General features: G+C 60.9%; 10 protein-coding genes. 6 read left to right on the top strand and 4 right to left on the bottom strand.

Features of this window, described 5'->3' with window-relative positions; translation table 11 throughout:
- Positions 1 to 10 precede the first annotated feature (10 nt).
- From P3T17_RS18895 to ggt, 3 genes are all read left to right on the top strand, one after another.
- Positions 11 to 775 carry an NTP transferase domain-containing protein gene (locus P3T17_RS18895; RefSeq protein WP_429408468.1) on the top strand — a complete coding sequence of 255 codons (765 nt, stop codon included), beginning with the start codon at positions 11 to 13 and terminating at the stop codon, positions 773 to 775.
- A 224-nt stretch (positions 776 to 999) separates the two neighbouring features.
- Positions 1000 to 2403 carry an MFS transporter gene (locus P3T17_RS18890; protein ID WP_429286110.1) on the top strand — a complete coding sequence of 468 codons (1404 nt, stop codon included), beginning with the start codon at positions 1000 to 1002 and terminating at the stop codon, positions 2401 to 2403.
- Between the two features lie 109 nt (positions 2404 to 2512).
- Complete coding sequence (gene ggt / locus P3T17_RS18885) at positions 2513 to 4237, top strand: gamma-glutamyltransferase (protein WP_429408466.1); 1725 nt, start codon at positions 2513 to 2515, stop codon at positions 4235 to 4237.
- Between the two features lie 91 nt (positions 4238 to 4328).
- Here ggt and P3T17_RS18880 read toward each other — a convergent pair whose 3' ends face one another.
- Entirely contained in the window at positions 4329 to 4598 is a 270-nt protein-coding gene (locus P3T17_RS18880; RefSeq protein ID WP_429408464.1) for a hypothetical protein, read from the bottom strand.
- Positions 4599 to 4727: 129 nt separating this feature from the next.
- A complete protein-coding gene (locus P3T17_RS18875; RefSeq protein WP_429408462.1) occupies positions 4728 to 5774 on the bottom strand; it encodes a S1C family serine protease in 1047 nt (348 codons plus the stop codon).
- Between the two features lie 307 nt (positions 5775 to 6081).
- Here P3T17_RS18875 and ppk2 point away from each other — a divergent pair, with 307 nt between their 5' ends.
- Complete coding sequence (ppk2, locus tag P3T17_RS18870; protein WP_074266329.1) at positions 6082 to 7008, top strand: polyphosphate kinase 2; 927 nt, start codon at positions 6082 to 6084, stop codon at positions 7006 to 7008.
- Positions 7009 to 7117: 109 nt separating this feature from the next.
- Here the strand turns inward: ppk2 and P3T17_RS18865 are convergent, their stop codons facing one another.
- Positions 7118 to 8704, bottom strand: a complete 1587-nt coding sequence (locus P3T17_RS18865) for an inorganic phosphate transporter (protein ID WP_074266328.1) — start codon at positions 8702 to 8704, stop codon at positions 7118 to 7120.
- 392 nt (positions 8705 to 9096) lie between these two features.
- On the opposite strand from P3T17_RS18865, the gene P3T17_RS18860 reads away from it, so the two are divergent.
- Complete coding sequence (locus P3T17_RS18860; RefSeq protein ID WP_429286199.1) at positions 9097 to 10038, top strand: LysR substrate-binding domain-containing protein; 942 nt, start codon at positions 9097 to 9099, stop codon at positions 10036 to 10038.
- Positions 10039 to 10545: 507 nt separating this feature from the next.
- The gene (locus P3T17_RS18855; protein WP_429408460.1) at positions 10546 to 12366 is read left to right on the top strand and encodes a diguanylate cyclase domain-containing protein; all 1821 of its coding nucleotides are present in this window, start codon (positions 10546 to 10548) and stop codon (positions 12364 to 12366) included.
- Between the two features lie 15 nt (positions 12367 to 12381).
- Here the strand turns inward: P3T17_RS18855 and P3T17_RS18850 are convergent, their stop codons facing one another.
- A complete protein-coding gene (locus tag P3T17_RS18850) occupies positions 12382 to 13671 on the bottom strand; it encodes an Nramp family divalent metal transporter (protein ID WP_429408458.1) in 1290 nt (429 codons plus the stop codon).
- Between the last annotated feature and the right edge of the window lie 70 nt (positions 13672 to 13741).

Raw genomic sequence — 13741 nt, 5'->3', positions numbered from 1 at the left:
GGGACCGCGCATGCGTGCCATTATTCTCGCTGCGGGCCTTGGCCTGCGTCTCCAGCTTCCGCCTGGTGAACAGTTCCCGAAGTGTCTGCTGCAGTTCGACGGCGTGAGCCTGCTCGAGCGGCATCTGCAGATGCTCGAAACCGCTGGCGTGACCGACGTCGTGCTGGCGCTCGGTTTCCAGCCGGAACTGGTCGCGGCAGAGCTGAAGCGCATCAACTGGCCGCACCCGGTCGAGACGGTGATCAATCCGCGTTTCGACCTCGGCAGCGTGCTGACGGTGCACACCGTAGCGGACGCATTGACGCGCGGCGGCGACGTCTTGCTGATGGACGCCGACGTGCTGTATGACGAGCGCATCCTGAATGCCCTGGTGGCGGGCGAGACGGCAAACCGGCTGCTGATCGACCGTGATTTCGAAGCGGGCGACGAGCCCGTCAAGCTGTGTCTGAAAGACGGCGTGCCGGTCGAGTTGCGCAAGCAGCTCGCGGTGAACCTCGAATACGACACGATTGGCGAGTCGGTCGGTTTCTTCCGTTTCCGCGAGCAAACGGCGCAGCGCTTTGCGCAGATCGTGGCGGGCTACATCGACAGCGGCCGCTCGAATCTGCCGCACGAAGAGGCCGTGCGCGATCTGCTGCTTGAGGGCAGCCAGGTGTTCGATACTGCCGACGTGACCGGCGCGCCGTGGATCGAGATCGACTTTCCGAATGACGTTGTGCGTGCCCGCACCGAGATCCTGCCGCAATTGCAGCCGCTGGTCACGGCGCCGCGTTAAGGTCCGCTTCCCGCTTTTCTATGCGATGTGAGTGTGCCGGCTGATGCCGGCACATTTCTTTTCTGCACGCTTCGTTGCATCCTCAGCCATCTCGCACAGATCCCGCGCGGGGTCATCACAGCATGCTGTGCTGTGTAAATCACCTTCCTTAACAACATCTGTTGCCGGGGCAATGCGATAATTGCGCCTTTACGCCGACGGTTTCGTCAGCCGTCGTCTCGCCAATGCCTCTCGCCCTGGGTGCATTCATCGTTCCGTTGATCGTCGCATGTGCGATGTTCATGGAAAACGTGGACGGCACAGTCATCGTGACGTCGCTCCCCGTCCTCGCGCGCGACCTCGGCCAAAGTCCCATTACCCTTAAGCTTGCCATCACGAGTTACGTGATCGGCCTCGGCGTCTTTATTCCCATCTGCGGTTGGGTGGCCGACCGCTTCGGCTCACGCACGGTGTTTCGCACGGCAATCGGCATCTTCATGACCGGCTCGCTGATGTGCGCTGCGTCGAGTTCGCTCGGCACGTTTGTGTTTGCGCGCTTCGTGCAGGGTCTTGGCGGTGCGTTGATGGTGCCGGTCGGACGCATCATTATTTTCCGCTCGCTGCCGAAGTCGGAGTTCATCCGGGCCATGAACTACCTGACGGTACCCGCGTTGCTCGGCCCCGTGCTTGGACCGCCGCTCGGCGGGTTCATCACCACGTATCTGCATTGGCGCCTGATCTTTTTCATCAACATTCCGATCGGCGTGCTCGGCATCTGGCTCACGAACAAGCACATCGCCAATGTCCACGAGGCGCATCCGGGACGGCTCGACTGGTTCGGTTTCGTATTGTCGGCGGCCGGCGCTTCGCTGTTTATGCTGGGCGCGTCGCTGGTCGGCGGCGAACTGGTGTCGAACAGTCTGTCGCTCGGTATGTGCGTGGCCGGCGCCGCGTTGCTGCTCGTGTACTGGTTGTATGCGAGCCGTGTTGAACTGCCGGTGCTCGATCTGCGTCTGCTGCGCATTCCGAGCTTCCATGCAAGCGTGCTGGGTGGCTCGCTGTTTCGCATTGGTCTTGGCGCGGTGCCGTTTCTGCTGCCATTAGCGTTGCAGGAAGGGCTTGGCATGACGGCCTTCGTGTCAGGTTCAATTACCTGTGCTTCAGCGTTCGGCGCGTTCTTCATGAAGGCGGCCGCCTCGCGGGTGCTGGAGCGCTTCGGATTTCGCCAGGTGCTGATGGTCAATGCGGGCCTGGCGGGCTTGGCGATCGCGGTCTACGGACTGTTTTTCCCCGGCATGCCGCATTGGGCAATCTGGTGCATCGTGCTGTTCGGCGGCTTCTTCCCGTCGCTGCAGTTCACCTCGCTGAATACGCTGGCTTATGCGGATATCCCTGCCCGCGACATCGGCCGTGCCACTAGCGTGGCGAGCGTGATCCAGCAGATCTCGCTTGGGCTCGGCGTGACGATCGGCGGTATCGTGCTGGAGATTTCGCACCATCTGCAGGGTCATCCGGCGATTGTTTGGTCGGACTTCTGGCCGGCGTTTCTGGTAGTGGGTTTGTTCTCGGTCGGTTCGATTCCTGTCACAGCGCGTCTGCCGCAGGGTAGTGGCGATGAGATCGCAAAGGGTAGCCGGGGCCGCGCGTAAGCGTTCAAAGTTAGGACTACAGGTTTTGCCTTCGCAAACGTTGAGGAGCGTGCTATAAGCCCAAGGCAGAGGTTTTGTTTAGTCAGGGAATGGTCAAGGAGGACAGTTAATGTCAGTAGGCAAAGTAAAGTTGTCCGCGAGTGCATTTGCAGCAGCCGCATTCTTTACCGTATCGAGCGGTTTTCTCGAGACCGCCCCGGCGTATGCCAAGGCCCCTCAGCAAGCCACCGTTCTCGATGCTTCGGCCGTTGCCGTGGCCGACAAGTTCAGCGCCGATGCCGCCGAGCAGATCTTCAAGGAAGGCGGCAATGCCGTCGACGCCGCCGTGGCGATTGCCTTTACGCTTGCCGTGACGTATCCGGAAGCTGGCAACATTGGCGGTGGTGGCTTTATGACGCTGTATGTCAACGGCAAACCGTACTTTCTCGACTATCGCGAGAAGGCGCCGCTTGCGGCCACACGCAATATGTATCTCGACGACAAGGGCGAGGTCGTCAAAGGCATGAGCCTGTTCGGTTATCGCGCGGTGGGTGTGCCGGGCACGGTCGAAGGCATGTGGGAAGCGCAGCGCCGTTTCGGCAAGCTGAAGTGGAAGCAGGTGCTGGCTCCGGCCATCAAGTACGCTACAGACGGCTTCGAAGTGAGCGAACAGTTGCAACAGCGTCGTGACGATGCCGCTAAAGACTTTGCAGGCAAGACCAACTTCGATACCTACTTTGGTAATCTCAAGCAGGGCGTCACCTTCAAGCAGGCGGACCTTGCCGCCGTGCTGACGCGTATTGCCAATCAGGGTGCCAAAGACTTCTACGATGGCAAGACCGCCGACCTGATCGCCACATCCATGCGCGGCCATGGCTTGATCACGAAGCAGGACCTGCAGCAATACAAGGCCATCTGGCGTGAGCCGGTTCAGGCTGACTGGAACGGCTATCACGTGATCACCGCGCCGCCGCCGAGCTCAGGCGGTGTCGGTCTCGTGCAATTGCTAAAGATGAAGGCGGATATCGCACCTGACTTCAAGGACGTGCCGCTCAACTCGGCGCAGTATGTGCACCTGATTGCGGAAATCGAAAAGCGTGTATTTGCCGACCGTGCCCAGTACATGGGCGACCCTGATTTCTACAAGGTGCCGGTGGCGCAGTTGATCGACGATGCGTACCTTGCCAAACGCGCCGCCGACGTTAACCCCACGACTCCATCGGACACAAAGAGTGTGCAGCCAGGACTCGGCACCTCGATGCCGGAGAAGGCCGAGACCACGCATTTCTCGGTGATCGACAAGTGGGGTAACGCGGTGTCGAACACCTATACGCTCAATGGCTATTTCGGCTCGGGCGTCGTGGTGGACGGCACAGGGATCGTGCTCAACGATGAAATGGACGACTTCTCCGCCAAGCCGGGGGTGGCGAACCAGTTTGGCGTGGTGGGCAGCGATGCGAATGCGATCGCGCCGAAGAAGCGTCCGCTTTCGTCGATGACGCCGACTATCCTGACGAAGGACGGCAAGGTGTCGCTGGTGATCGGCACGCCGGGTGGCTCGCGCATCTTCACGTCGATCTTCCAGGTGATCAACAACGTCTACGACTTCAACATGCCGTTGCCCGACGCAGTCGCCGCGATGCGCTTTCATCACCAGTTGTTGCCGCCTAACACGATCTTCTGGGAGCCGTACAAGCCGATTACCGGCGATCTCGCGCAGCAGATCGAGGCTAAGGGTTACGTGTTGAAAGGCCAGGATTTCAGCGGCGATATCCAGGTCATCAAGGTCAATGGCGATACGCCGGAGCCGGCTGCCGATCCGCGTGGCCGCGGTGTGACGCGAGTGGTTCAGTGAGCGTTTGAAATGGCGGCGGGCGCGCATTCAGCACTGCACCGCCGCCATGCGGTGCAGCACGATACGGCTCGAGCAGTGACGCGCGATGCGCTTACAACTCCGTAAACCGCCCGAGGAAGCGTGCCCAGGCGGCCTTATCGGCCTCCGAGAGGGCTGAGTTCGACGTGACGCCGAATGCCTCTTCGCGGGCTTTGACGCAGGCGTCGATAAATTGCTGCAGGGCGTCGCGATCGGCAAACACCAGTTCGCGTCGCGATGCGGCAATTTCAACGCGCGCTGGCGTTTTCGTCACACGCGGCACGCCGGAGTCGTCGTAGTCGGCGGTGTTCCGCGTGACTCGCACCTGATAGTTGCTTGCCACATCGCTCTCCTGTGTCGGCGTTGGCGCTAAAGCACCTGCGCCGATCCCATGCAGTTTGAATGCGCTCGAGGGTCGGTTCCCTCAGTATAGAAAATCGCCGTGACACTGGTGCGTTTCTTCGCATCAATCTCAACTCGCCTGTTCGACCGGCGTCAGCGTCAGCTCGAGCCGCTGCGCGCCGCGCAACACCGTCATATTGACTGGACGGTCGATGCGCGACGCATCCAGCACCCGTTGCAGGCTATCGACCCCGTCGACGGGCAGCGCATCGATCGCGACGATCGTGTCGTCCGTGCGCAGTCCACCGAGCGCGGCCGGGCTCGCCTTGACGATTTCCATCACCCGCACGCCGGTCTCCGAGTTCAATCCAAAGTAGCGCTGTACACGCCGCGACAGTGGCGTCGTGGTGCCCGCTACGCCGATATACGCACGGCGCACGCGGCCATGCGCGAAGATCTGCATGATGACCCACTTGGCGGTGTCGATTGCGGTGGCAAAGCAGATGGCCTGAGCTCCGGGGATGATGGCCGTGTTCACGCCGATCACCTGGCCCGCCGAGTTGATCAGTGGACCGCCCGAATTGCCGGGATTCAAGGCCGCGTCGGTCTGGATCACGTCGTAGATCATGCGGCCCGAGTTCGAGCGCAGCGAGCGGCCGAGGGCGGACACCACGCCGGTCGTGACGGTCTGCTGGAGGCCGAGCGGGTTGCCAACCGCGATCGCAATCTGACCGACCCGCAGCCGCCCGGATTCGCCGAGTTCGACGTGCGGCAATGGTTCGGCCGAGCCGATCCGCAGCACGGCGAGGTCGCTGCCGGGGTCGTCGCCGACCAGATCGGCGTCGAACTGGCTGCCGTCCGCGAGGGTCACGCGGATCTGCGCGGCACCGTGCACGACATGACTATTGGTCAGCAAGTAGCCGTCAGGTGTGAACAGAAATCCTGAGCCGGTGCCGCCGCGCGTGCCGCGGCCACCGGGGTTGACGGGGGTTCGGTGTTCGACGGAAATGAAGACGACTGCCTGCTGGACGCGCTCCAGCGCGCCGATCACGGTGCGCGAGTAGGCGTCGAGCAGGGCGTCGTCGGATAGCGCGGACGGGCCAGTGGACCCGCCAGGCGCAACGGGCTCAGACGCCGCGCGCGACAGGTCGTCGATAAAACGGGGACGGCTTCCCATGGTGAAGCTCCGGACAAGGCGGGAGCGTAACTGCAGGGCTGTCTGCCGGTTTTCAAGGCACGGGAAAGGGCGTGAGAAACTGGCCGTAGGCCAATTTAAAGGTGGCCAAACTGGTTATCATGGTTCGCATACGACGGTTCGCGCGCAGATCGGTGTCCGGATGAGCGGAAATCATCCGTGGCGGCCCTTCAGGCGCTACGCATGTCGCCCCAGTAATAACAGTGACACCTCGGTACTCGATAATCGGGCGGTTGCCGCAGCGGTTCGCGCGGTGCGCCTACCTATTCCCCGTTTCAGGAGAGTCGCGATGAAAGAGCAGGATCCCAGCGCCGATACGGCATCGATGGCAGAACGGCAGCGCCGTTTTGAAGAGGATCTCATCGACGCGTACGACGAAGAGCTCGAGATGGAGGTAGACGACCGCATCGGCGACGGCGAAGCGGGCTTCTCACCCGAGCATCGCGAGGCGCGTAAGCATTACTTCCGCGAGCTGTTCCGTCTGCAAGGGGAGCTGGTCAAACTGCAGGACTGGATCGTCGCGACGGGGCACCGTCTGGTAGTGATTTTCGAGGGACGCGATGCGGCAGGCAAGGGTGGCGCGATCAAGCGCATCACGCAGCGCCTGAACCCGCGCGTGTGCCGGGTTGCGGCACTACCGGCGCCGAACAATCGCGAGCGCACGCAGTGGTATTTTCAGCGCTACGCAACCCATCTGCCGGCTGGCGGCGAGATGGTGCTGTTTGACCGCAGCTGGTACAACCGGGCGGGTGTCGAGCGCGTGATGAACTTCTGTACCGACGAAGAGTACGAGGAGTTTTTCCGCTCGGTGCCGGAGTTCGAGAAGATGCTGGTGCGCAGCGGCGTGCAGATTATCAAGTACTGGTTTTCGATCACCGACGAAGAGCAGGAAATCCGCTTTCAGACCCGCATCCACGATCCGCTCAAGCAGTGGAAGCTGAGCCCGATGGACCTGGAAAGCCGCCGCCGCTGGGAGGCTTATACGCACGCGAAGGAAGTGATGCTGCAGCGTTCGCATATTCCCGAAGCGCCGTGGTGGGTCGTGCAGGCCGTCGACAAGAAGCGCGCGCGTCTGAACTGCATTCACCATTTGCTGAGCCAGGTGCCGTACCACGAGATCGAGCATCCGACGATCAACCTGCCGGAGCGTGTGCATAACAGCGAGTACATCCGGCAACCGGTGCCGGCCAATATGATCGTGCCTGAACTGTATTGAGTTTGAGTGGATCGATGTGACAAAAAAAGCGCGGCTCGTGAGCCGCGCTTTTTTATGGCTGACGGGATGGGCGGCCTGTCGTGCCGCCACAACCCCGTCCGCTGAAGCTTCAGAACACGTGCAGGAACACCCAATACAAGCCCGCTGCCAGCGCGATCGAAACCGGCAGCGTCAGCACCCATGCCAACAGCAGGCTGCGCACGGTGCTCCATTGCAGGCCGGAACCGTTGGCTGCCATCGTGCCGGCCACGCCTGACGACAGCACGTGGGTCGTCGACACCGGCAGACCGTAGACGTCAGCCGCTCCAATCGTCAGCATCGCCACCAGTTCCGCCGACGCGCCTTGCCCGTAGGTCAGATGCTGCTTGCCGATTTTTTCGCCGACCGTCACGACAATGCGCTTCCAGCCCACCATCGTCCCCAGGCCGAGCGCGATCGCTACTGCGACCTTGACCCAGGTCGGGATAAATTTGGTGGCGCGATCGATCTGCTTCTTGAAGTTGTCGATCACCTTGTCGTCGTCTGCGGCAAAGTCGGGCTGCTTGGCCTTGTCCATCAGGCGAACCGCTTCGGAGACGACGTACATGTTGTTGCGCACGTTGTCGACGACATCCTGCGGCACCGCTGCCATCGAGCCGGACGTGCCAACCTGCTGGCCAATCTGCGTGGTCAGCTGCTGGAGCGCAGGCAGCGTCTCCGGCGTCAATTTATGCGTCTGCACGTACGCTTCGACGTCGGCGCGCGGATGGGCCGACGGCGGTGCGCCATTGGTGTATTTGCCGAACGTCGCGGCGGCCTGTTGCGACACGGCGACGAAGGTTTGCGTTTCCGCAGGCGTCACGGCCTTGTTCAAGGCGTAGGCGGTCGGCACCGTACCGATCAGGATCAGCATGATGAGGCCCATGCCTTTCTGGCCGTCATTCGACCCGTGCGCGAACGAGACGCCCGTGCAGGTCAGGATGAGCAGGCAGCGAATCCAGAACGGCGGCGGCTCGTTGCCCTTCGGTTCGGCATACAGGGCCGGCACACGTACGACCGCTTTCAGGACCATCAGCAGCAATCCCGATAGCAGGAAACCGACGATAGGCGAGAACACCAGCGACTTGCCGACGCCCAACGCCTGGTTCCAGTCCACGCCGCTCGTGCCGCTGGAGCCGTGCATCAGCTGGTTCATCAGGCCGACGCCGATGATCGATCCCACCAGCGTGTGCGAGCTCGATGAGGGCAAGCCGAAGAACCACGTCCCGAGGTTCCAGATGATCGCCGCGATCAGCAGTGCGAACACCATCGCGAAACCCGCGCTGCTGCCGACCTGCAAAATCAGTTCGACGGGCAGAAGCTGCAGCACGCCGAAGGCGACTGCGCCGGTCGATGTCAGGACGCCGAGGAAATTCCACGTGCCCGACCAGATCACCGCGAAATTCGGCGCAAGCGAATGGGTATAGATGACGGTAGCGACGGCGTTCGCGGTATCGTGAAAGCCGTTGACAAACTCAAAACCGAGCGCGATCAGCAATGCGACGCCAAGCAACAGGTAAGGCAGAAAGCTGAGCGATTGAACCGACTGCAGATCGCTGACCAGATGGGCGGCACAGTACACCGCACCAATCGCGATCACGATCAGGAAAATGATCATACCAATGTTGCGGTTTCGGCCGCCCGTGGCAGGCGTTTGCGGGTAAGACAGTTCCGGCATGGCGTTGCCCCAAAAAGTAGTCGCGTCAACGTTTCATGCTGGTTTACGAATATGTCGTGTTTATGACAGAGATGTGTCTTTCGGACCCTTTGAAAGCAACGAAAGGGCGTAAGCCCTACCTGGTAAGGCGGCCCCATCGGAAAATCGCATACGGAATTCAACTACTATTTCGATTTGCGACACAAATTCTGGCGCCTGGCGGACGAGCAAGCGTGCCTTTTCAAATCAATTCGTCATACGAAGTAATTTGTCTGTCCATTGAACGGTTGAATGTTGCGTGCGGTGGCCGGCATCTCTTCGCACTCGTGAGCGGCGAAAGGACCAGCGTGGCGAGCGCGTAAAATGTCACTCCGCTTTGCCGCATCCGATCAGAGACGCCCTTGAAACGAAAAATGCCCGCGCTCAATGCGCTCAAAGCCTTTGAAGTGGCTGGCCGCACCGGCAGCTTCACACGTGCCGCCGAACTGTTGAATGTCACGCAGAGCGCGGTTAGCCGGCAAGTGCGTCAACTGGAAGAGCAACTCGGGGAATCCCTGCTGCAACGCCGCCATCACCATCTTGAGCTGTCGGCGGCGGGGCGCCTGTTGCTGCAAGCGCTGCAGCAATCGTTCGACAAGATCGAACTGACCGTGCGCAGCATTCAGGAAAAGACCCACCTTAACCGTTTGCGTATCAATGCGCCGCCCACCTTTACCAGCCGCTGGCTGATGCCACGTCTGGGACGCCTGCGCGACGAACATCCGGAGCTCGAACTGAGTCTGTCGACGCGCGTCGAGGACAAGCTTGCCGAATCGGGCGTGCTCGATTGTGCCATCCGTTTCGGTGACGGTGAATGGGAGGGCTTCGACAATCGCTTGCTGATGAGTGAGCGGCATATTGCGGTTTGCTCGCCGGCGCTGCTCGCGCGGCATGCGGGACAACAGGGCATCGACCTGAATCAGTTCACGTTGCTGCACGTGCTGGCGAGCGACGAGCAACGCTATCTGACCTGGCAGCACTGGCTAAAAGCAGCGGGAATTGTCGGCGTCGATACGACCGGTGGCTACGAATTCGATCTGCTCGACCTGGCGATTCGCGCGGCCGTCGACGGTCTTGGCATCACGATCGCCGACCGCCATATGATCGCGCGCGAACTCGCAAACGGCGAACTCGTGCAAGTGCTGAACGTGCACGTCGATGGCCACCAGTCGTACTGGCTGGTGACACGCCCCGAGCAGGACGACTTACCGCAACTGGCCTTGTTTCGCGACTGGCTGCAGCACGAAATGTGGTCTACCGCACGTAATCAGGAGCCGTCGGCATCGTCGCCGGACCGGCTGGCCAGCGGACATTAAGCCGCGATGTGACAACGGCGATCTTTAATGGAGAGCGTCGCCCACGCCGCATTAGCGGGCTTTAGCCGCCTTGGCTGCCCTGTTCGCTTTGTTCGCCCACGCCTGGTGGCTACCCACCACGCATAAGATTGAGCCAACGGCTTAGGCCTGCGAACAATGCGCTCTCCATAAAATCGCGCTAACCGGCACCCTTCAAGTCGTCCGAGCGGGTTGATTAAGCTCCTGTAAGTTAAGCATTGCGCTTAAAAGCTCGCGTTCTGCGGTGTTCTGCACGTTCAGCCCAAGGTGCCCACCCTGGATTCGCGCGAATCTCTATACACTGGCTCCGCGGGGACGAATCGCAAGATCGTCTTGAAGAACAAGGTAAGGCCGCGCGTCGGGGAACGGCTGGAAGTTCCGTGCGAGCCTACGCCAACAAGAAGAACTGAGAGCAAGCGTATGGGGCAGTCAAGCGAAGAACCAGCAGGAGAATCGCCGGGATTTCCGGATGCAACACGTCGGCAAAGAGTGAGCGCAACACTGCGCGCCACGCTGCTTGCGTTCGCGGTGACGATGCTCACCTGTATGCTGAGTGGCGCACTCAAAAGCATGGCAGGCGAAATTGCGGCCATCTGGCTTGCGAATGCGCTGTTACTGGGCCAGATGATGGTGGCCGCGCCGGCCCAGCGCTACTGGGTGCTTGCCGGCGGCATAGCAGGCAATATGGCGGCCAATCTGCTTGGCGAGAGCCTTGCGGTATCCCTCTCTTACACGTTTGCCGATACGCTCGAGGTGCTGATTGCCTTTAGCTTTGCGCCACGCGTGACTTCGATCGCCGAACTGCTGCGGCCTAAAGCGCTCGTCAGATTCATCGCCGGCGGCGTGATACTCGCGCCGCTCGTGTCCGGCGTGCTGGCAAGCGTGCTGTTGCGTGGGCAACTGAGCGGCAATCTGCTGCCCAATTTCGCTAACTGGTTCGTTTCGGACGCACTCAGTCTGGCTATCTTTACGCCTGGCGCGCTCGTGCTCTGGAGCGGCGAGGGTGCCCATCTGTTGCGTGGGGAGCGGGGTCTAAAGACCTTGGGACTGCTCCTGCTGGTTTGCGCGGTAACGACCGGCGTCTTTGCACAAAACCAGTTCCCTTTGCTCTACTGGGCGTTGCTGCCAATCATGCTGCTGGCATTTCAGGCCGATCTCGCTAGCGTCATGGTCGGCCTGATGCTGTGTCTTGCCATTGCGGTGGCGTTCACCATGCACGGCATCGGACCGCTCTGGATGTATCCGTATGCGAACATGGAAGCGCGCATCTTTTCGCTGCAACTGTTTTTGCTGGCTGCGTTAGGCATTGCGCTGCCGATCAGCGCGACTCAAGTTTCGCGCAGCCGTCTGGTAGGGCTGTTGCGCGAGGGCGAGCGGCGCTACCGGATCCTTGCGGAGAACGCGACCGACATCGTTATGAGCGTGACGCTCGATGGCCGTCTAACGTATGTTTCGCCGCGAGCTCAAACGGTCATGCGTCGCGATCCCGACGAGCTGATTGGCGAATACTTTCCCGATCTGGTGATTGCCGACGATCGCGACGCGCTGGCTACGGCTATCGAAAAGCTGGCCGCCGGCGCGAGCGAGGTGTCGCAGGTGAGCCGCTTCAGACGACCCGACGGCCAGATCCTGTGGCTCGAAACCTACCTTCGTCCGGTGATCGATCCGTTTTCCGGGCAGCCTGAAACGCTGACGGCGACGGCTCGTGACATCACCGCACGCAAAGCTGCCGAACAACGTCTTGCAGAAGAACGTCTTGAACTGCAGGGGCTAGCCTATCGCGATGGTTTAACGGGGCTCTTTAACCGCCGGCATTTCGACCGCGAACTGGAGCATCAATGGCGGCACCTCGCGGAGGCCAATGACGCCAGTTTTATGGCAGTCGTGATGATCGATATCGACGCCTATAAGAGTTTTAACGACCACTACGGTCATCAGCGCGGCGACGACTGTCTGCGGACGATCGCGCAGGCGATTGCCCTGTCGGCGCGGCGTCCCTCGGATATCGTGGCCCGCTATGGCGGTGAAGAGTTCGCGCTGGTCCTTAAGGACACCGATCTGCACGGTGCACGGCGGGTTGCCGAGCGTATCCGTCTGGCGGTTGAAGGGTTGCAGGTGCCGCACCTGGCGAGTCCCGCTGGGGTAGTGACCGTGAGCCTGGGCGTCGCAGCACAACAGCCGCGCGAGGGTCGCGACGCGAGTGGTCTGGTGGCGGCAGCAGACCGTGCCTTATACGTTGCCAAACGGCGAGGCCGCAATCAGATCTACGTGTCCGAGAGCGACGACGCAGGTCTCGGGTCGCTTGCCTGATATTTGTCTAAAGAGTTACGTCGGCCAGAACATTCCCAGTGCCGCTAACGCCATCACCGCAGTCGCGATCCATCCCACCCAGCGCAACAGACCGGTCACGATAAACTCGCCCATGATGTCCCGGCGCGCCGACATGAGCATAACCAGCACCATGATGGGTACCGCTGCTAGCCCGTTCACAACGGCGCTCCAGTAAAGCGCGTCGATCGGATCGAAATTGACAAAGGTGAGTATGACGCCGCCGAGAATCGCGATCGCGATCACCGCATAAAACTGCTTGGCAAGGCTAACCTGTAGCGCCAGACTGTTACGCCACTTCATCGTGCCGGCAGCGGCGTAAGCCGCAGACCCTGCCAGCACAGGAAGAGCGAGCAGGCCGGTGCCGATAATGCCGAGGCTGAACAGCAGGAATGCGAATGAACCGGCAATCGGTTTTAAAGCGCTTGCGGCGTCGGCGGAAGTGGTGATCTGGATGTGATGTGCGTGCAAGGTCGTCGCCGCGGCAAGAATGATGAAGAACGCCACGCCATTCGACATCGCCATGCCAATCCACGTATCGAAGGTGATGCGGCTGAGTTGGGACTCTGCCTGCTGCGGCGCACGCAGCAAGGCCTCTTGGCCCGGTTCGGAGCGAATCTCTTCTACTTCCTGCGAGGCCTGCCAGAAAAACAGATAAGGGCTGATCGTGGTGCCAAGCACGGCAACGACGGTGGTCAGGTAGTGGCCGGAGAACTGAATGTGCGGTTTGACAATGCTTAGGCCAACGGCCTTCCAGTCGACCGGAATGACAAACACAATCGCAACGTACGCAAGCAATACGAGCGTGAGCCACTTAAGGATGCGGGCATAGCGCTCGTATGGCACAAAGACCTGTAGCAAAAGGGAAAAAGTGCCCAGCAGAACGACGTGAACCGGCACGGGACCGCCGAGCACGAGTTTGGCTGCCGCACCCATTGCCGCGAGGTCGGCGGCAATATTGATCGTATTGGCAATCAGCAGAACCATCACGGCGGCATAAAGGATCTGCGAAGGATAGTGGCGGCGCAGATTGGTGGCGAGTCCGCGGCCGGTAACCCGTCCCATGCGCGCGCTGATCGATTGAATCGCGACCATCAGCGGGAACGTGAGCAGCATGGTCCACAGCAGACCGAAGCCGAATTGTGCGCCGGCCTGCGAGTACGTTGCGATACCGCTCGGGTCGTCGTCGGCCGCGCCCGTCACGAGGCCCGGACCCAGGCGCCTGGTCCACGACCGGCCGGCCTCATCTTCGACCACAAGCTCTGGATCTAATGGTTCAGTGGGCACGTTGGTTCCTTGAAGGTGGCGGCTCGTTCGCAGTTGCCCTTTGCTGGGCAGCATTATTCGTGCCACGGGT

The organism is Paraburkholderia sp. GAS82, assembly GCF_050436285.1.
GTDB classification, from domain to species: Bacteria; Pseudomonadota; Gammaproteobacteria; order Burkholderiales; family Burkholderiaceae; genus Paraburkholderia; species Paraburkholderia phenazinium_B.
The sequence above is the reverse complement of the archived record's forward strand: the minus strand, read 5'-3'. Positions and strand labels throughout refer to the sequence as shown.